This window comes from Hymenobacter nivis (genome assembly GCF_003149515.1).
Lineage (GTDB): Bacteria > Bacteroidota > Bacteroidia > Cytophagales > Hymenobacteraceae > Hymenobacter > Hymenobacter nivis.
Genome location: NZ_CP029145.1, coordinates 699,425 through 718,105, shown reverse-complemented (window position 1 = coordinate 718,105; position 18,681 = coordinate 699,425). Strand labels below are relative to the sequence as shown.

General features: G+C 63.4%; 17 protein-coding genes. 6 read left to right on the top strand and 11 right to left on the bottom strand.

The window, feature by feature from the left end:
* The first annotated feature begins 2 nt into the window (after nucleotides 1-2).
* Nucleotides 3-317 (top strand): DUF3592 domain-containing protein, encoded by a 315-nt coding sequence (locus tag DDQ68_RS02975; RefSeq protein WP_109654691.1) that lies wholly within the window; start codon nucleotides 3-5, stop codon nucleotides 315-317.
* A 176-nt stretch (nucleotides 318-493) separates the two neighbouring features.
* Here the strand turns inward: DDQ68_RS02975 and DDQ68_RS02970 are convergent, their stop codons facing one another.
* The 4 genes from DDQ68_RS02970 to sdaAB all read right to left on the bottom strand — a co-directional run bounded on the left by DDQ68_RS02970 (nucleotide 494) and on the right by sdaAB (nucleotide 5,501).
* The gene (locus DDQ68_RS02970) at nucleotides 494-1,483 is read right to left on the bottom strand and encodes an NAD(P)H-dependent glycerol-3-phosphate dehydrogenase (RefSeq protein WP_109654689.1); all 990 of its coding nucleotides are present in this window, start codon (nucleotides 1,481-1,483) and stop codon (nucleotides 494-496) included.
* 103 nt (nucleotides 1,484-1,586) lie between these two features.
* Nucleotides 1,587-2,990, bottom strand: a complete 1,404-nt coding sequence (locus DDQ68_RS02965) for an efflux RND transporter periplasmic adaptor subunit (protein WP_109654687.1) — start codon at nucleotides 2,988-2,990, stop codon at nucleotides 1,587-1,589.
* A 107-nt stretch (nucleotides 2,991-3,097) separates the two neighbouring features.
* Nucleotides 3,098-4,645 (bottom strand): TolC family protein, encoded by a 1,548-nt coding sequence (locus tag DDQ68_RS02960; protein ID WP_162549770.1) that lies wholly within the window; start codon nucleotides 4,643-4,645, stop codon nucleotides 3,098-3,100.
* A 175-nt stretch (nucleotides 4,646-4,820) separates the two neighbouring features.
* Entirely contained in the window at nucleotides 4,821-5,501 is a 681-nt protein-coding gene (gene sdaAB / locus DDQ68_RS02955; protein WP_109654683.1) for an L-serine ammonia-lyase, iron-sulfur-dependent subunit beta, read from the bottom strand.
* Nucleotides 5,502-5,655: 154 nt separating this feature from the next.
* On the opposite strand from sdaAB, the gene DDQ68_RS02950 reads away from it, so the two are divergent.
* From DDQ68_RS02950 to DDQ68_RS02940, 3 genes are all read left to right on the top strand, one after another.
* Nucleotides 5,656-6,651, top strand: coding sequence for a tryptophan 2,3-dioxygenase family protein (locus tag DDQ68_RS02950; RefSeq protein ID WP_109654681.1), 996 nt, complete (start codon nucleotides 5,656-5,658; stop codon nucleotides 6,649-6,651).
* Nucleotides 6,648-7,154: a hypothetical protein gene (locus tag DDQ68_RS02945; protein ID WP_162549769.1), complete on the top strand. Its 507-nt coding sequence runs from the start codon at nucleotides 6,648-6,650 to the stop codon at nucleotides 7,152-7,154. The genes DDQ68_RS02950 and DDQ68_RS02945 overlap by 4 nt, the downstream gene beginning before the upstream one ends.
* Nucleotides 7,155-7,274: 120 nt before the next feature.
* Nucleotides 7,275-7,703 (top strand): hypothetical protein, encoded by a 429-nt coding sequence (locus tag DDQ68_RS02940; RefSeq protein WP_162549768.1) that lies wholly within the window; start codon nucleotides 7,275-7,277, stop codon nucleotides 7,701-7,703.
* Nucleotides 7,704-7,803: 100 nt separating this feature from the next.
* On the opposite strand, the gene DDQ68_RS02935 is transcribed toward DDQ68_RS02940, so the two are convergent.
* A complete protein-coding gene (locus DDQ68_RS02935; RefSeq protein WP_109654675.1) occupies nucleotides 7,804-8,334 on the bottom strand; it encodes a DUF2911 domain-containing protein in 531 nt (176 codons plus the stop codon).
* Nucleotides 8,335-8,484: 150 nt separating this feature from the next.
* Between DDQ68_RS02935 and DDQ68_RS02930 the strand changes: the two genes are divergently transcribed.
* Nucleotides 8,485-10,047, top strand: a complete 1,563-nt coding sequence (locus DDQ68_RS02930; RefSeq protein WP_109654673.1) for an NAD(P)/FAD-dependent oxidoreductase — start codon at nucleotides 8,485-8,487, stop codon at nucleotides 10,045-10,047.
* 58 nt (nucleotides 10,048-10,105) lie between these two features.
* Here DDQ68_RS02930 and DDQ68_RS02925 read toward each other — a convergent pair whose 3' ends face one another.
* Entirely contained in the window at nucleotides 10,106-10,429 is a 324-nt protein-coding gene (locus tag DDQ68_RS02925; protein WP_068231792.1) for a hypothetical protein, read from the bottom strand.
* A 286-nt stretch (nucleotides 10,430-10,715) separates the two neighbouring features.
* Here DDQ68_RS02925 and aspA point away from each other — a divergent pair, with 286 nt between their 5' ends.
* Nucleotides 10,716-12,122: an aspartate ammonia-lyase gene (aspA, locus tag DDQ68_RS02920; protein WP_109654671.1), complete on the top strand. Its 1,407-nt coding sequence runs from the start codon at nucleotides 10,716-10,718 to the stop codon at nucleotides 12,120-12,122.
* Here the strand turns inward: aspA and DDQ68_RS02915 are convergent.
* The 5 genes from DDQ68_RS02915 to mnmA all read right to left on the bottom strand — a co-directional run bounded on the left by DDQ68_RS02915 (nucleotide 12,112) and on the right by mnmA (nucleotide 18,466).
* On the bottom strand, nucleotides 12,112-12,774 hold the full coding sequence (locus tag DDQ68_RS02915; RefSeq protein WP_109654669.1) for a carbonic anhydrase: 663 nt from the start codon (nucleotides 12,772-12,774) through the stop codon (nucleotides 12,112-12,114). The two genes, aspA and DDQ68_RS02915, sit on opposite strands and share 11 nt — an antisense overlap.
* A gap of 65 nt (nucleotides 12,775-12,839) precedes the next feature.
* Nucleotides 12,840-14,567 (bottom strand): acetate--CoA ligase, encoded by a 1,728-nt coding sequence (locus DDQ68_RS02910; protein ID WP_109654667.1) that lies wholly within the window; start codon nucleotides 14,565-14,567, stop codon nucleotides 12,840-12,842.
* A 105-nt stretch (nucleotides 14,568-14,672) separates the two neighbouring features.
* Nucleotides 14,673-16,349 (bottom strand): S8 family serine peptidase, encoded by a 1,677-nt coding sequence (locus DDQ68_RS02905; RefSeq protein ID WP_109654665.1) that lies wholly within the window; start codon nucleotides 16,347-16,349, stop codon nucleotides 14,673-14,675.
* Nucleotides 16,350-16,396: 47 nt separating this feature from the next.
* Complete coding sequence (locus tag DDQ68_RS02900) at nucleotides 16,397-17,146, bottom strand: hypothetical protein (RefSeq protein WP_109654663.1); 750 nt, start codon at nucleotides 17,144-17,146, stop codon at nucleotides 16,397-16,399.
* A gap of 159 nt (nucleotides 17,147-17,305) precedes the next feature.
* Nucleotides 17,306-18,466, bottom strand: a complete 1,161-nt coding sequence (mnmA, locus tag DDQ68_RS02895; RefSeq protein ID WP_109654661.1) for a tRNA 2-thiouridine(34) synthase MnmA — start codon at nucleotides 18,464-18,466, stop codon at nucleotides 17,306-17,308.
* Nucleotides 18,467-18,681 lie beyond the last annotated feature (215 nt).

The following is an 18,681-nucleotide window of genomic DNA, read 5'->3' as shown; positions in this document are numbered from 1 at the left end:
GGATGGACTGGTTTTTTATTGTTTGGATGATCTTTATAGCCATTCTTGCCATTCGCGGTTACGCCAAGGATTATCAACAAAGGCAGAAACTACGCGAACATGGCGTACAGGTACAGGGAACAGTTGTGCGCAATAAATTTATTCTAAGCCGCATATCGGTTTTTCGACCAGTTATTCGTTTTGAAACTACTCAAGGGGAAACTATCGAGGAAATAGATTATTCTGGCTGGGCAATGGCTTTCCCAAGATTTACAAAAGGAGAAAAAGTCGCATTAATTTATGAGTTAGACAATCCTAAAAATTTCAAATTGATTTAAAAAAATCGTTTGCTTTCGATTAATAAAAGCAGTCATGCCGAACCTATTAGAAAAAGCGTTTAACTAATTTAGGTGATTCATCAAACTTTAGCCTTTCATCATCCCTCAAAAAAAGAAATCCCTACCGTGGCAGGGATTCGAGGATCGAAAAGGAGCAGTCATAAATGAAGCAGTCTTTACCGCAGCTGCTCCTTCAGCAGCTCCATTTCCACCTGCGGGGATACCTTTTCGTAGAGTACGCGGTAGGCGGCCGTGGTGATGGGCATGTGGACCTTGAGCTTGAGGTTGATTTCGTGGATGGACTTGACGGCGTAGTAGCCTTCAGCAATCATGTTCATCTCCAGTTGGGCCGATTTGACGGAGTAGCCGCGGCCCACCATGCCGCCGAAGGTGCGGTTGCGCGAGAACTGCGAGTAGGCCGTCACCAGCAAATCGCCGAGATAGGCGGAGGCCGAGAGGTCGCGCTGCAACGGGCTAATGGCTTGCAGAAAGCGGCGGATTTCCTGCACCGCGTTACTCACCAGCACGGCCAGGAAGTTGTCGCCGTAGCCCACGCCGTGGGCGATGCCGCCGGTGAGAGCGATAATGTTTTTCATCACGGCGCAGTACTCGATGCCGTCGAGGTCCAGGGCCGGGTGAGCGCGCACGTAGCGGTTGCGCAGCAGCTCGCAGAAGCCCTGCGCCAGGGCCGCGTCGGGCGAGCCGATGGTGAGGTAGCTCTGCTTTTCGAGGGCTACTTCCTCGGCATGGCAGGGCCCCGCGATAACGCCTAGCTGGGTGCGCGGCAGCCGAAAGCGCTCGGCCACGTAATCGGTCACGAGCTGGTTTTTACCGGGAATCATGCCCTTGATGGCGGACACGACCTTTTTGTGCTTCAGGGCGTCGCGGCCGAGCTTGTCGAGCACGGGCTGCACGAAGGCGGCGGGCACGGCCAGCACTACCCAATCGGCCTCCTCCACCACGTCGGCCAGGTCGGTAGCGGGGTACACCCGGTTCAGGTCGAACTGCACCGACGAGAGGTAGCGCGGGTTGTGGCGGGTGCGCAGCAAGTGCTGCACATCGTCTTTGGCGCGCAGCCACCAGTCGATGCGGGCGCCGTTTTCACTCAGGATTTTGGTGAGGGCGGTGGCCCAGGAGCCGCCGCCGAGCATAGCAATTTTTTCCAACGGGAACGGGTGGGGAAGGAAGGATGGGGCCCCCGGCAGGGGCCGGCGGCGCAGGGGAAGGCCAAGGAACGCAACCGTGGTAACGGCGCGCCGGGGCCCGGCGTTACGGCTTGGGCTCGGCCAGGGCTTCCTTGCTCAGGGTTTTGGCGTCTTTGATGACCACCCGGCCGCCGTCCTTCAGCTCCTTGGCCACGGCCCGGAAGGGGCCCGTGACGACGGGCGTGCCGGCGGTTAGGCCGCCCAGGATTTCAATGTTCTTGGAGTCAGTGATACCCGTTTTCACCGGCGTGAGCACCGCCCGGCCATCCTTCACCACGAACACCACTTCCTGGATGGCAGGCTTGTCGGGGCTGGTTTTGGGGCCCACCAGGGTAGCCGTGCCGCCGGCCCGGCCCATGCCGCCGCCGCCGCCGCTGGGGCCCTCGGACTTGGCCACGGCCGAGTCGGAACGAGTGGTGACGGCAAACAGCGGCACGCTGAGCACGTGCGCCTTGCGCTCGGTGATGACGTCGACCGAGGCCGTCATGCCCGGGCGGAAAGGCACGATAGTCTGGCCCCTCACCACGCGCACGAGGTGGCGGTAGCTCTCGGGCAGCAGCCGGATGCGCACCTCAAACTCGGTCACGGCCTCGGCCGTGAGCGCGTCCTTGGCCGTGTTGGCGATATTGGTGACGATGCCCCGGAACTTCTCGTTACGGCTGGCGTAGGCGTCCACCTCCACCTCGGCCGAGTCACCCAGGTTCACGTTGGTTACCTCGTTCTCGTTCACGCTCACGCGCACCTCCATGTTGTTGAGGTTGGCGATGCGCATAATTTCGGTGCCCGCCATTTGGGTGGTGCCCACCACCCGCTCGCCCTTCTTCACGTTGAGCTTGCTCACCGTGCCGCTCACCGGGGCGTAGATGGTGGTCTTGTTCAGGTTCTTGCGCGCTTCCTCCAGCGAGGCCGAGGCCGCCGTAACGGTGCTTTGAGCGGCGCGGATGGCCTGGCGGGCCGAGTTAATTTCCTCCTGCGAGGCGTTGTAGGCGGCCTGGCTGGCCTCGTAGTCGGACTGCGAAATTACTTTTTGTTTGAACAGCGAGGCGTTGCGGCGATACGTCAGTTCGGTTTGCTTGGCGGTGGCCATCAGCTGCTGCAAGCGGGCGTCGGCCTGGCCCACGTTGGCGCGCTGGGTACCCACCTGGGCACTTTGCAGGTTCACCTGAGCCTGGTAGTTGTCGGGGCGAATGCGCAGCAACAGCTGGCCCTTCTTCACGGAATCGCCCTCCTGCACGTACAGCGCGATGATTTCCCCCGACACGTCGGGCGAGATTTTCACCTCCGTTTCGGGCTGCACCTTGCCCGAGGCACTCACTTTTTCGGTAATGTTGGCCGGGCCGGCGTTTTCCACGAGCACCTCGGTGCCGGTGGGCTTGCCCACCCAGCCCTGTTTTTTGGCCACGGCAAAGCCCCCAATCAACACGACCACCAGGGCCACCAATATGTAGAGTAAACGGTTATTTTTCATTTAACAAGTATCATTTAACATTCAACATTTAGCAGTCAACCCTTAACATCCGCAACTGCCGCCACTGGCTTGGCCGTTGCTAAATGTTAATTGTCAAATTTTAAATGTTACAACGTGAGCGGCTTGCCCTGGTAAAATTCGAGCACCTTGCGGCGGAAGATGAAGGTGTACTTGGATTGCAGTTGGTTGGAAACGGCGAAAGTGAGGTTGTTTTTGGCAATGTTGAATTCGGTGCCGTTGAGCAGGCCGTTGTTGAAGCGAATTTCCGAATTGCGCTGGGTGAGCGTGAGGGCTGCCACCTGGCGCGTGGCGGCGGCGTATTGGAGCTGGGCGGCGCGGGCGTCGGCGTAGGCCTGCTCGATGCCCTGGCGCAACGTGAGGCGGGCCTGCTCAGCGCGCACGGCGGCCGACCGCTCGTTGATGAGGGCCCGCTGCACGCCCGTGCGCACCTGCAAGCCGTTGAGCACCGGAATTTGCAGGCCAAACTGAATGGCTTTGCCGTAGTTGTTGCCCAGCTGATCGAAAAAGCGCGTCGGCAGCGTCTGGAAGTTGGGTTGTTTTCCGGTGACGACTTGGAAAGACGTGGGCACGAGCCCGATGGGGGTGTTTTGAAACACCGGAATTGATTGGGCGCTAGTGGAATCGCCCGTGAAGATGCGCGTCGACTGCGACGACGAGAAGACCGTAGAGAGCGAGCCGCTGAGAAAAAGCCGGGGGTAGTACCCCCCGCGGGCAATGTCGGTGCTGCGGCGGGCGCTTTGCACGCGCAGGTCGGCCGCCCGGATTTCGGGCTTGGTGCCGGCGGCAATCTGGAACGTCTGGTTGAGGTCCACCACGTAGGGCGCCTCCTGGTCGGGGTCGGGCAGCGCGGGCACTTCAATGGTAAAGCCCTGGGCCACGGCCGGGTCGATGTTCATCAACTGGAGCAGGGCCAGGCGGGCCAGGTCGGCCTGGTTTTGGGCCGTAATCACGTTCAGCTCGTCGGTGGCGAGCTGCGAGCGGCTGTCGAGCAGCGTGCTTTCGGGGATGCTGCCCGCCTTGAGCAGGATGTTGGAGCGGTCAATCTGGGCTTGGTCGCTGGCCACGCGCGTCTGGTTGGCGAGCACCAGCTCCTGGGCCAGCACCAGCTGCAAAAATTGCGAGGCTACGCTGAGGCTCAGGTCGTTGCGCGATTTTTCGGTGTCCTCCAGGCTGGCCTCGTAGTCGAGCACGTTGCGCTTGATGGTGTTGCGCAGCTGAAACCCCTGGAACAGCACCAGCTGCGCCTGCCCCGCAAAATTGTTGGAGCGGGTGGTGGCGTTTTGGAACTGCGAGGTCACCGGGTTCACGTAGGTGCCGTAGTTCCAGCCCTGGGTGGCGTTCAGGTTGACGGTCGGCAGTAGGGCGGCTTTGCTCTGGCGCAGCACTTGGCCGTTGCTCTGGGCTTGGAGTTGGTTGAGACGCACGTTCAGGTTGTGGGCCAGGGCGTAGTCCACGGCGGCTTGCAGCGTCCAGGGGCTCGTGGGCACGGGGGCGGCTGGGGGGCCCGTGCCCAAGGCCGGCGGGGCGGCGGGCGTTTGGGCCCGTACCGGCCCGGCTGGCAGCAGCGCCACGCCCAACAGCGCCAGGAGGCCCGGTACCCAACGGGGCCCCGGGAGCGTGTGTGTAGTTTTCATTGCAAACGGTACTAAAACTGGTCGGTGGAGAATAACCCGCAACGGGCCGGTAATCGAACGCCGGGGAGAACGCATTACAAGGCCGAATGCTTAAATAACTTATCTTAATGCTTGAATAACTTATCTTCTTGTAGTTTAGCAAGTTGTTAGCAACAGTGCGGAACACCCGCGTTGGCTACTCCAGCGTGGGGATGTAGGTGATGTGCTGCACCCAGCCCAGGGCGCGCAAGTAGGCCAGGGTCAGGTCTTTCACGGGGCTGTCCATCTCAATAAACTGGCGGGCGGCGTCGTTTTTGCCTTTGCGGCTCACAAACATGGTGGCGATATTGCAGTCGTCGCGCGCAATCACCGACGCAATAAAGGCGATGGAGCCCGGCTCGTCACGGGCGTCCACGATGAGCGTGTGCAGGGCCCCGGAGAAGTCGGCCGGGAAGCCGTCGACCTCCACGATGCGGATCACGCCGCCCCCGCGGCTCTGGCCCACCACCTCCACCCGGCGGCCGGTGGTCCCGTCGAGCAGGTTGAGCTTGATGGTGTTGGGGTGCATAGTGGAGGCGTTGCCCACGCTCTGAAACGTGTAGTGCAGGCCGGCTTCGGCGGTGTGGTCGAAGGCCGTGCGGATGCGCACGTCGTCGGGCAGGTAGCCCAGCAGCCCGGCCACAATGGCGCGGTCAGAGCCGTGGCCCTCGTAAGTGCGGGCAAACGAGTTATAGAACGTGACCACCGCCTCGGTGGGCACGGCCCCCAAAATGCGGATGGCGGCCCGCGCAATGCGGACCACCCCGGCCGTGTGCGATGAACTAGGCCCGATCATCACGGGGCCGATCATGTCGAAAATACTGGATTTTTCTGCCATAGCAAGACCAAAAGTAGGGCCCAACGGCCGGACGGCCGCCGAGGTACGCAGGGGTCCGGTTATATATAGACGGTTTTGCATACCAGGCATTGCGCCGCCGCCGCGGGCTGGCTGCCACGCGCGGGGTATTTTTGGGCCTTCTTTCTCCCCTGCCATGCCTGCCGACCCGCTTTCTTCCCACGAATTTTCGCCCGCTGTGCTGGCTCAGCTGCGCCGCTTGCAAAGCAAGTACGCCGCCGACGGCCAGGACCTGGCCGCCTACCTCGAAGGCCTCTACCACGCCGACTACGTCAACTACTGGGACTACATCGAGCTTGATACGCTGCTCTCGCTCCAGCGCCCACTCACGAAGCTGCCCGATGAGCGCATCTTCATCATGTACCACCAGATCACGGAGTTGTACTTCAAGCTCTGCCTCTGCGAGTACGAGCAGCTGGGGGCCCTGGCCGCGCCCACGCTGGGCGAAGTGGTGCTGCGCGTGGGCCGCATCAACCGCTACTTCGAGAACTTGATCGACTCATTCGACGTGATGGTGGACGGCATGGACAAGCAGCAGTTCCTGGCTTTTCGCATGGCCCTGATGCCGGCCTCGGGCTTCCAGAGCGTGCAGTACCGCCTGATTGAAATCGCCAGCACAGCCCTCGAAAACCTCACCGACGAGGAGCAGCGCCTGGCCCTAGGCCAAAGCCCCGACCACCAGCAACTCTTCGGCTGCATCTATTGGAAAACCGGGGCCACGGTGGAAGCAACCGGCGCCAAGGCCCTAACACTAATTGAGTTCGAGCGCAAGTACACGGCCCAGCTCGTGGCCCACGCCCAGGCCTACCAGCAGCGCAACGTGTGGGCCGTGGTGCAACGCCTGCCCGAAGCCGAGCAGCGCCACCCGCGCCTGGTGCGGGCCCTGCGCCAGCTCGACGTGAGCGTGAACGTGAACTGGCCGCTGGTGCACTTCAAGTCAGCCGTGCGCTACCTCCAGCGCGACCCCATCGACGTGGCGGCCACCGGCGGCACCAACTGGCGCAGCTACCTGCCGCCCAAGTTCCAGCGCCGCATCTTCTACCCCGCTCTCTGGAGCGCCCAGGAGCTGGAAGACTGGGGCAAAAGTTGGGTGGAAAACGTGCTGGCGGAGGTGGCGCCGCAGTCAATATGATTAGGAATATCCAACTGACCAAATATGTTGATAAACAGTATGTTGGTGCGGTCAAATTTCTGGCCTATTATCAAATAGCAGGTGGAGTTTTAGGAATTGCCTTGTGGGCGTGGATGGTCGCGCACGTTCAGAATGTTTCGGGCATCTATTTACTTATTGTTGCGATGGTGCTTTGGGAAGGGTTTTCCATTTACTGTGGGCCCCTAGTTTTGCAACAGCCCGCACGGGGCTTGCGCCTGTCCGCCATCAACCAAGCCATGCAAATCTTCTCTTTTGCGGTGAATGGCTACGCCTTGAAATACGTGGCGGGCGCTGGGTTTATGCTAGGAATGGACCTGACGGCCGCACCGAAGTTCTTGTGCAATTTGACCCTTTCAAGCCTTGAAATAACAATAAACCGGGAGCATGACCTGGTTACGCTCGGGATCAACGTTGTCGCCGTTTACCTGCTCTTTTTATGCAACAAGCAGCTCGGGCTACTCAGGTCCCAGCCCGCTGCATAACCATGGATAGACAACAAACACGCCCGTTTTTGAACTTGTTAGCGGCATTGACCTTATCCTTGCGGCGGCACAAATCCCTACCGGTACCATCCCCTACCAATTATTATTTCCTTTCCTGTTATGAGGACAAATTTTACCCGCGGGGCCCTACTCCTCCTCGCCTTGGCTGCGGCCGGACAGCTGGCCGGCTGCAAGAAAAATGACGACGCCTGCGCCGAAAATGAGTTTTTTGCCGCCGTGTTGACGGCGCCTACCACTGGCTCGGCCCAAGTGGGCGTGGCGTTCGAAATCAAAACCACCGTCGATTTGGGCACGCCCAGCTGCATCGAGCTGCGGCAGTTCCAGGAAACGCCGGCGGGCACGGGCAGCACCACCCTGTTTGTGCGGCCGGTGGGCTACTATGCCAAGTGCGCCTGCACCGGCGAAACGCCCGCCCCCCGGGCCCTGTCGTACTACTTCACAGCCAAGCAAGCTGGCAAGTACCTGGTGCAATTCACGCGCACCACCGACGGCACCAAGTTCCTGACCGACACGGTGACCGTCCGGTAACTACAAGCCGCGCCCACGTGCCCCCTGGGGCCCTACGCAAAAAAAGCGCCGACCCCTGCGGGCCGACGCTTTTTTTGCGTCGAAATGAACGCCCGGGGCCCTACTTCACGGTGAAGGCGACCTCGGTGTTGTCCCACTTCATGGCCACTTTGCCGGCTTTGTTGACGGCGATGTCGAATACCTCGACCGGGGCGGCGAGCTTTTTGGCGGGCACGGTTATGCGCAGCGCGTCGTCGGCGACCTTGTAACCGAAGGCACCCCACTGGTTGGGCACCTTGTTGAAAATGACCGTCCAGGTAGTGGCGGTGGGAATGGTGAAGAGGCCGTACTTGCCGGCGGGCAGCGTTTTACCCTCAATTTTCACCGGCTTATCCACCGTAAACGTGGTAGCCTCGTTGGCACCCGTGCGCCACACCTTGCCGTAGGGCTCCAGCCCGCCGAACGCCTTGCGGCCCTTCAGCGACGGGCGGCTGTAATCGATGGTGACGGTAGTACCGTTCACGACGGCCGTGGCAGTGGCCGGCGGGCTGGGCCGCTTAGATTTATCCTCCGGCATCTTGTTCTGCGCCTGGACGGCGGCCGAAACGAACAGCAGGGCCCCCAGGGCCGGCGCGAAAAAACGGAATTGCATAAAACGAACAAAAAAGTGGGTGGAGTGAATAGACCCACAAGATACAAGCCCGGCTATTGGTTTGGCCCGGGGCCCAAAAATCCGCCGCGGGTGCCGATCTTTACGCCCGCATTCACCCGTTAGAAGGATAACCACCTTCCGCCCCACCCCGTGAAACAAGAACTGGAAATACTGCTGCCGCCCGAGGTGGCCTTTGACGAATTTGCCCGCTACGAGGCCATCCTGCGCCAGGCCGGCCTGCGGCCCGGCGAGGCCGATTTTGTGCACCTGCTGCGCCGCTCGATTGACGCGCGCGGCCGCCAGCCGCTGGTGCGCCTGCGGGCCGAGGTGTACCGCGGAGCCCCGCCGCGCGAGCTGTTCGGGCCCTGGTTTCAGTACCCGAGCGTGGCCGGGGCCCGGCGCACGGTGCTGATTGTGGGGGCCGGGCCGGCGGGGCTGTTTACCGCGCTGCGCTGCATCGAGCTGGGTTTGCGGCCCATCGTGCTGGAGCGCGGCAAGGACGTGCGCGCCCGCCGCCGCGACCTGGCCGCCATCAATAAGGAGCAAACCGTGGACCCTGACTCGAACTACTGCTTCGGCGAGGGCGGCGCGGGCACGTATTCCGACGGCAAGCTCTACACCCGCGCCACCAAGCGCGGCGACGTGGGCCGCGTGCTGCGCCGCCTGGTACAGCACGGCGCCACGCCCGATATCCTGGTCGACGCCCACCCCCACATCGGCACCAACAAGCTGCCCGACGTGGTGCGGGCCCTGCGCGAGGCCATTGCCGACGCCGGCGGCGAGGTGCGCTTCGGAGCCCGGGTGACGGATTTTATCCTGGAAAATAACCAGCTGCGCGGCGTAGTGCTGGCCGACGGCGCGGCCCTGACCGCCGACGCCACGGTGTTGGCCACCGGCCACTCGGCCCGCGATATTTACGAGCTGCTGCACCGGCGCGGGATACTGATTGAGGCCAAACCGTTTGCCCTGGGCGTGCGCGTGGAGCACCCGCAGGAGCTGATTGACCGCGCCCAGTACCGCCGGCCCGAACGCGGGCTGCTGCCGGCCGCCTCCTATACCCTGGTGCAGCAAACCGAGGTGCAGGGCCGCCAGCGGGGCGTGTTTTCGTTTTGCATGTGCCCGGGCGGCTTCATCGTACCCGCGGCCACGGCCCCCGGCGAGGTGGTGGTGAACGGCATGAGCCCCAGCCGCCGCGACTCGCGCTTCGCTAACTCGGGCATCGTGGCCGCCGTGGAGCTGGAGGACCTCGACGTGGCCCAGTACGGGGCCCTGGCCGGCCTACGCTTCCAGCAGGCGCTGGAGCAGCGCGCCTGCCAGGCGGCCGGCGGCACCCAGCGGGCCCCGGCCCAGCTGCTGGGCGACTTCCTGAAGAAAAAACCCTCCGCCCAGCTGCTCGAAACCTCGTACCAGCCCGGCCTGGTATCGGTGCAGATGGACGACGTGCTGGGGGCCCCGCTGGCCGAGCGCCTGCGCCAGGGCTTCGCCAGCTTCGGCCGTAAAATACCCGGCTACGCCACCAACGCCGCCCAAATCGTGGGCGTGGAAAGCCGCACCTCCGCCCCGGTGCGCATTCCGCGCGACCAGCACACCTTGCAGCACCCGGTGGTGCGGGGCCTGTTTCCGTGCGGCGAGGGTGCGGGCTACGCCGGCGGCATCGTGAGCGCCGCCATGGACGGCGAGCGGGTGGCCGAGGCCATTGCCGCGCTGCTGTAGCGTGGTAGAAAGGGCGGGGGCCCCAAGGAAAATCCCTGGGGGCCCCGGGCGCGGGGGCCTATTTCTCCGCTTTTTCGTAGGCGCGCCAGTCCAGCTCGCCGCTGTCTTTCTTGCGCAGGAACACGGTCTGGTCGTCGCGCTCCATCTTGCCGAAGGTCAGGTCGCCACGGCAGCTCAGGCATTTTACGGAGGTGTACTTGAACTTGCCCTGGGCCACGCGGCTCGTCAGGTCAAGGTTGTCGGAGCCGCACAGGCCGCAGGCGGCCACGTCGGGGAAGCTCAGGCGGTCGTACTCGGCCACGGTTTCATGGAAGTTACTGCCTTGCACGGTGAAGTGGAACTGGCGGCGCCCGATGCGCTTGGTAATCATCATTTGCAGCATAATGCGCAGAATTAGTAGTACGGTTTACTAACCAGATTAACCCGCATTTCGTGCGCGGGAACGCTAATTTAGCAGATTTTTTTCACAATCATATTAGCACCCGCAAAGTATTTGGCTAATTATTTTGGTCAAATATGGTGAAGCCGCAATGGCCTGGTCTGGCCGGGGCCCCGGGGCCCTATCGGTTCGCTACCCGCCGCGCGGCCTGACCAGAAATTGCGCGACGAAGCACACCTTTGCGTTGGAGCACCACCAATTATTTTACCCTTCCCCTCCCCTTTTTAGCATGAGCACCTCCCGCATCGAGCACGATTTCCTGGGCGAGCGCGCCCTTCCCAACAACGTGTATTACGGCATCCAGACGCTGCGGGCGCTGGAAAACTTCCGCATCACGGGCATCCCCATTCGCTCCGAGCCGCTATTTGTGCAGGCGCTGGCCTACGTGAAAAAGGGCGCGGCCTTGGCCAACAAGGAGTTGGGCGTACTCGATCCGGCCATTGCCGATGCCATCGTGGCGGCCTGCGACCGGGTGGCGGCGGGCGAATTCGACGACCAGTTCCTGACCGACATGATCCAGGGGGGGGCGGGCACGTCGGTGAACATGAACGCCAACGAGGTGATTGCCAACGTGGCCCTGGAGGCGCTGGGCCATCCCAAGGGCGACTACCAATACTGCCACCCCAACAACGACGTCAACTGCTCGCAGAGCACCAACGACGCCTACCCCACCGCCTTCCGCATTGCCCTCAACAACAAGCTGGTGGGCTACCGCGAGGCCCTGGGGGCCCTGGCCGAGGCCTTCGCCGCCAAGGGTGCGGAATTCCACAACGTGCTGAAAATGGGTCGCACTCAGCTACAAGATGCTGTGCCGATGAACATGGGCGACGAGTTTCACGCCTTCGCCACCAACCTGCGCGAGGAGCTGCTGCGCATTGACGATTCGCGCCGGCTCATCTCCGAAATCAACATGGGGGCCACCGCCATCGGCACCGGCGTGAACACGCCGCCCGGCTATGCGGGCCTCGTCACGCAGCACCTGCGCGCCGTCACGGGCCTGGATTTGCTGCTGGCCGGCGACCTCATCGAGGCCACCTACGACACGGGGGCCTACGTGCAGCTCTCGGGCGTGCTGAAGCGCACAGCGGTGAAGCTGAGCAAGATTTGCAACGACTTGCGCCTGCTCTCGTCGGGGCCCCGGTGTGGCATCAACGAGATTAACCTGCCGGCCTTGCAGCCCGGCTCCAGCATCATGCCGGGCAAAGTGAACCCGGTAGTGCCCGAGGTGGTGAACCAGACGGCCTTCTACGTCATCGGGGCCGACCTTACGGTGACGATGGCCGCCGAGGCCGGCCAGTTGCAGCTTAACGTGATGGAGCCGGTCATTTCCTTCGCCCTGTTCACTTCCATTTCGTACCTCACCAACGCCTGCGATACGCTACGCGAGAAATGCGTGGTGGGCATCACGGCCAACGCTGCGCACGCCGCGGCCCTGGTGCACAACAGCATCGGCATCGTCACGCAGCTCAACCCCGTGCTGGGCTACGAAGCCAGCGCCAGCATTGCTAAGGAGGCACTGGCCACCGGCAAATCCGTGCACGACATCGCCGTGACCGAGCGCCAGCTGCTCACCCAGGCCAAATGGGACGAGATTTTCACGTTTGAGAACCTTATCCGGCCGGTGTTCATGCAGTAGGCGGGCCCGCGGGCGAGTGGCTTGCCAGGTTGTACATGTCCATGATGTCCTTCAAAATTCCTTCAAAGTCGATGTTCAAGTCGATGAGGCTCCCCGTGTGGAGGTCGAACACCCAGCCGTGCACCACCGGGTACCCGTCGGACAGGTAGGCCAACTGCACCACAGCGGTTTTGATGACGTTGACGCACTGTTCGCGCACGTTCAGCTCCACCAGCCGGTTGTAGCGCTCCTGCGGGTCGGCAATGGCGTTCAGCTCCGGGGCGTGCTGCCGGTACACGTCCCGGATGTTGCGCAGCCACGGGTTGAGGATGCCCAGGTCTTCCGGTACCATGGCCGCTTGCACGCCGCCGCAGTTGTAGTGCCCGCACACAATGATGTGTTTCACCCGCAACTGCTTGACCGCGTAGTTGATGACGGACATCACGTTGAGGTCGATGTTGTTCACCAGGTTGGCAATGTTGCGGTGTACGAACACTTCGCCGGGGCCCACCCCCATGAGTTCTTCGGCCGTCACCCGGCTGTCGCTACAGCCGATGTAGAGATAATCCGGGGTTTGCGCTTTGGCCAATTCCGCGAAATAGGCTGGGTTGTCAGCGGTTTTTTGCGCAATCCACTGGCGGTTGTTTTCGAAGAGTGTTTCGTAAGAAATCATGTTCAAAAGGGATTAGAGCCCATAAAACTGACGCAGCTACCGGCCCCGGCTTCGCCTGGCCGGCCTTAGGTTGGGCTGCTTTCGGAAGCCAGTTTGCCGTAGAAGTGCTCGTGCGGGCGCGCGGCTCCCAGTTGGCGGTGCTGGGCTTCCTGGGCACGCAGCTCGACGCGGCGGATTTTGCCGCTGGTGGTTTTGGGCAGCTCCGGCACGAACTCCAGGATGCGCGGCATTTTATAGGGGGCCAGGTGTTCGCGGCAAAAAGCGAACAGCTCGGCCGCCAGGGCTGGCGAGCCCTCCACGCCGGGGCGCAGCATCAGAAATACTTTGATTTCATAGCCCTTGATGGCATGGGGTGAGCCCACGGCAGCGGCTTCCACCACGGCCGGGTGCTCAATCAACACGCTTTCGACCTCGAAAGGCCCCACGCGGTAGTCGCTCGATTTAATCACGTCGTCGTCGCGGCCCACGAACCATACGTAGCCGTCGGCGTCGCGGTAAGCCTTGTCGCCGGTGTAGTACAGGCCGTGGCGAAACACGGTAGCCGCCCGCTCGGGCTCGCCGAAATACTCCTTGAAGATGCCGTTGGGCCGGTCGGGGTGCATCCGCACGGCGATGTGGCCCTCGGCCAGCGCCGGCAATTCCACCCCTTCGTCGTTGGCCACCACCACATCGTACATAAACGAGGGCCGGCCCATCGAGCCCAGTCGCACCGTACTTCCGGGCAGGTTATACACCATGGCGGTACTCTCGGTTTGGCCGTAGCCGTCGCGCAGCAGCACGCCAGTGCCCCGTCGCCAGGCGTCGATGACCTCCGGATTGAGCGGTTCGCCGGCGCTCACGCACTCGCGGAATTGGAACGCGTGCTGCGCCAGGTCTTCCAGAATCAACAGGCGCAGCACCGTAGGCGGCGCGCAAAACGTGGTGACGCCCTGCTGGGCCAGCACCCGCAGCAGGGCCCCGGCCGCAAACTTGCCCGCTGGCCGGTGCACCAGCAGCGTGGCCCCCACGCTCAGGGGCGCGAAAAAGCTGCTCCACGCAAACTTGGCCCAGCCGGCCTGCGATACGTTGCAGTGCACGTCGTCGGGCCGCAGGCCAATCCAGGCGGCGGTGCTCAGGTGGCCCACCGGGTACGAGAAGTGGGTGTGCACCACCACCTTGGGCAGGCCCGTGGTACCCGAGGTGAAGAACAAAAACAGCGGGTCGTCGGCGCGGGTGGCGGCGGCGGCAGCGTCCGCGGGCTGGTCGTCGGTGGCCCCGAAGCTTACCCAGCCGGGGCGCTCGGTAGGGCCCACCAGCATCTTCAACCCAATACACTGGCCCAAAATCTGCTCGGCACGGTCGATCTTTTCGGCGTTCTCGGCATCGGCCATCACCACGGCGGGCAGCAGGCGGCCGAAGCGATACACGAGGTCGGGCACCGAAAGAATAGTAGCCACCGGCACCAGCACCTGTCCGCCCTTAATGCTGGCCAGGTAGGTGAGCCAAAGCTCGACCACCACCGGCATCATCAGCAACACGGCCTGGCCGGGGCCCACGCCAGCGGCCTGCCAGTAGTTGAGCAGGCGGTTGGCGCGGCCACTCAGCTCACCATAGCTGAAGCTTTGGGCCGGGGTCCCCACCTCGTCGCCCACCAGCACGAGGGCGGCCTTGCCAGGGTGGGCGGCCACGTGCAGGCCCTCAAAAATCTCAGCGGTCCAGTTGAAAAACTCCGGCTTGGGCACGGGCTGCTGGCCTAGCCCGGCGTAGGCGCCGGCCCGGGCCAGGCGCTGGAAATGCTGAAAATACTCTTTCATAAGGTGGGTAGGGAAGCATATAAACCGTCAATACGGCCCGCCCCACGCCCACGATATTGAACTATATTTCTATTATTTAGTCCTATTCCCGTGCCTGCTGCCCGCCTATTGCTGCACGAAGCGCACGGTTTGCTGCTGGCCGCCGCCGCGCACCTCGCATAGGTACGTGCCCTTGGCCAGGGCCCCGGCGTCGAGAGCCACCTCCTGGGCCCCGGCGGGCGCCAGTGCTACGCGGCGCACCACGGCCCCGCGCTCGTCGATGATGCTAATCTCTAACGCCTTGTCCTGCATTTCTTTGGGCAGCACCAGCAGCAGCTGGCCGGTGTGCGTGGGGTTGGGGTAGAGCTGCACACGGGCGGGCACAGGCCCCAGCGGAACGGGCGGCACCAGGGTGGCAGCGTAGGCATCGGCGGCCGCAAAATCGGGGATGCCGTAGCCGAGCACGTTGTCGGGGGCCCCGTTCTGTGAGGCCGTGCGCGTGAGGGCCAGGATGATTTGCTGGGCCGAGAGCCGCGGGTGGGCCTGCCAGAGGCCCGCCGCCAGCCCGGCCAGCTCGGGGCAGGCGTAGGAGGTGCCGTTGCCGCGCACCACGGCCCCGCTGGCCGTGACCACGGCGCTGGCCACGCCCATGGCCGCCAGCGTGGGCTTGATGCGCCCGTCGGCCGTGGGCCCGTACGAGCTGAAGCTGGCGTGGCGGCGCAGCGAGTCGACGGCCCCCACCGAGATGATGGAGTCGGCGTCGGCCGGCACGGCCACGTAGCGCCAGTTGTTAGCGCCCTCGTTGCCGGCGGCGCTCACCACCAGCATCCCCGCCCGGGCGGCCAGCACCGCGGCCCGCGAGCCCAGGGCCGTGCGCCCGTCGAGGTCGGCGTAAGTATGGGGTGCGGCGGGTGGGTCGAAGGATGTGTAGCCCAGCGACGAGCTGATAACGTCGACGCCCACCGAGTCGGCGTACTCGGCGGCAGCCAGCCAGTTGGCTTCCTCCACGGGCCGCTCCGACCCCGTATCTTCGGTGATGCACAGGTGAAACGAGGCCTTGGGGGCCGTGCCCACGAACACGCCCGCCTGGGCCCCAGCAATCAGCGACAAGCAGCTAGTGCCGTGGCTACTGCGCAGGTACACCTGCTGGCCACCGTCCACAAAGTTGCGGGTGCCCAGCACGCGCTGCTCGGCAAAGAGCGGCTGGAGGGGCCCCGGCGCGTTGGCCCCCGGAAAGCCCGCGTCGAAGACGGCTATTTGCATGCCCTCGCCCTGGTAGCCAGCGTCGTGCATGGCCACGGCCCCGATGAGCTGGTCCTGGGCGAAAGTGCGGCCGTAGTCGGGGCGGGTGCCCACCACGTAGGTTTGCTGGCTGGTCTGGGCCGGGGCGGGGGCCCACACCGGGGCCGCCGGGCGGGGGCCCCGGCTGAGAGTGGTGGCCTGGCGCACGGCGGGCAGCGCCTGCACCTGCGCCAGCACGGCCGAGTCGCAGGCCACCAGCACGGCGTTCAGCCAGCGCGAAGGGTACACGATTTGGGTCCCGGGCACGGCCCGCACCTGGGCCAGGTAGGCGGGACTCACGGGCAGGTCGCGCGAGGCCACAGCGATGCCCTGGCGCTGCCGCCGCGCCACGGCGCGGGTCGACAAAAACGCCTCGGGCTGGTCGACCCGGTAGGGCGTGCCGGCCTTATCGCGGAAATATACCAGGTGGCGGCGTACGGGGCCCTGGGCCCGGGCGGGAGCTGTTTCGCCAATCAGCACTGCTGCCACCAGGGCCAGGGCCCGCACCCAAAACGCACGCATATACTTCACAGAATCAAGTAGAAAAATAGCATTAGCCAAAGCGCAGCTTATAGGTTGCCGGCGTCAATCAGGGTCTCGCGGTGGATGTAGCCGGCGAACACCTGGCCCGGCACCGGCAGCGCGCCGCTCGTGCCGCCGGTGTAGATGAAGCGCCGCCGCCGCCGCAGCACGGGCCCCACGCCCTGGGCCAGTACCTGCTGGTAGGTGCGCAGGTAGTAGAGGTTGTCTTCGTACACGTTGGTGTTGTTCAGGGCCGTGTCCACGGCGGTGGCCGTGGTGGGGTAGGCGCGGGCCGTGCCGCCGGGCACCGCCGTGGTGTAGGGGGCCCCCACGCGGCGGTAGCTGCGGGTGTCGGCGTTCACCGTGTCGGCCGAGTTGTTGTTGAAGGCGTTGAAGTTCCAGATACGGCCGGTGCGCGCCGGAAATACCGCCTCCACGGTGCGCTTGTTGCCGCGGTTCAGCACCACGGCGTTGAGGCTCACGCTCAGGGCAAACACGCTGTCGGCCACCCAGGCATCGGCAGTGGTGGCGCGGCGGGCGCGCTCCACGCGGTAGGCCAGTTGGCCGGCGGCGTCGGCGTAGGTGCCCGTGATGGCCTCGCGCAGCTGGTAGGGCGTGCCCACCGTTCGTACGTAGTTATTCCAGGTCGTGTCCACCACCTGGTAGGCGCGGTAGGTGCCCACGGCCACGGGGTAGTAGGTGTTGCCCAGGTCGGGCGCGGGCGAATCTTGGGTGCGGCACCCGGCCAAGGCCAACAGGGCCCCGGCAGCGCTCAGGAGCGGGTAGCGTAAACGCATAGCAATCGGTAGAATAGACAATAGAACAGCGAATAAACGGGAACAGCCGGCAAGTTATTGGCGGGCCGCCGAAGACCCGTAGAATTCTTCCGCAACCCGCCAATAATCTTATTTTATCCTGGCTTTTTTATCTTGGCGCGGTGGCCGCCTGCCGGGGCCCTACGCCACCGGCGCGGCGGCGTGGGCAAACGGCACGGGCGCCTCGCCGATGACGTGGCGCTCGATCCAGCCGCCCCCCAGCACGTCGTCGCCTTCGTAGAATACGGCCGCCTGGCCCGGGGTAATGGCGTGCACGGGCTCCTCGAAATAGACGTGGATTTTGCCGCCTACTTCTTCCAGGAACGCGGGGGCCCCGTCGTGGTTGTAGCGCACCTTCACCACGGCCGGCACCAGGCCGTGCCCCTCCAAGGTGGCATACTTGCCGGGGTTAAGCTGGCCCACCACGGTGGCCGTACTGGCCAAGTCGTCGTAGTTGCCCAGCACCACCTCGTTGGTATCGGGCCGGATTTCCGTCACGTAGGCCGGGAAGCCCAGCGCGATACCCAGCCCCTTACGCTGCCCGATGGTGTAGAACGGGTAGCCCTCGTGGCGGCCCAGCTCGACCCCTTTTTTATCCACGAAGCGGCCGCCGGCCACGCGGGCCTCCAAGCCTGGCACACGCCGGCGCAGGAAGCCCCGGTAGTCGTTGTCGGGGATGAAGCAGATTTCGTAGCTCTCGGGCTTGTTCACCAGCGCGGTGAAGCCGCGGCGACGGGCCTCGTCGTAAATCTCGGTCTTGCGCATCTGGCCCAGCGGAAACAGCGTGCGGCTCAGGCTAGCCTGGCTCACGCCCCACAGCGCGTAGCTCTGGTCCTTGTTGTCGTCCAGGCCTTTGCTCACGATAAAGCGCCCACTATCAGCGCCCTGCCGCACCTGGGCGTAGTGGCCCGTGGCGATGAACTGGCAGCCGAGCTGGTCGGCCCGGCGTAGCAGCGCGTCCCACTTGATGTGGGTGTTGCAGAGCACGCAGGGATTGGGCGTGCGCCCAGCCAGGTACTCATCGGTGAAGTTGTTGATGACGAAATCGCCGAATTCCTCGCGGATGTCAATGATGTAGTGCGGGAAGCCCAGGTCCACGGCAATCTGCCGGGCATCGTTGATGCTGTCCAGGGAGCAGCAGCCGGTTTCCTTTTTCGACCCGCCCGCCGAGGCGTAGTCCCAGGTTTTCATGGTCATACCGACCACTTCGTAGCCCTGCTCGTGCAGGAGCACGGCGGCCACCGACGAGTCGATGCCACCGCTCATGGCCACGAGAACGCGGCCTTTGGGGTTGTTTTCCATTTGGTTCTGAACAGCACCCGAAAGGTGAATGGTTTGGCTGCGGTTCGAAACGCAAAGGTACGGCGGATAGTAAAATGTGAAGAATGTGGGGGAATGCAAAGGATGTGAGGGATGTAAGTGAATGCGGCAGATGTGAAGGGCATAGGCAAATGAAGATTTGTCCGTGCGACCTTTGCCCCGGTATCATTTACCACATCTGCCATATTCCTCCGCCT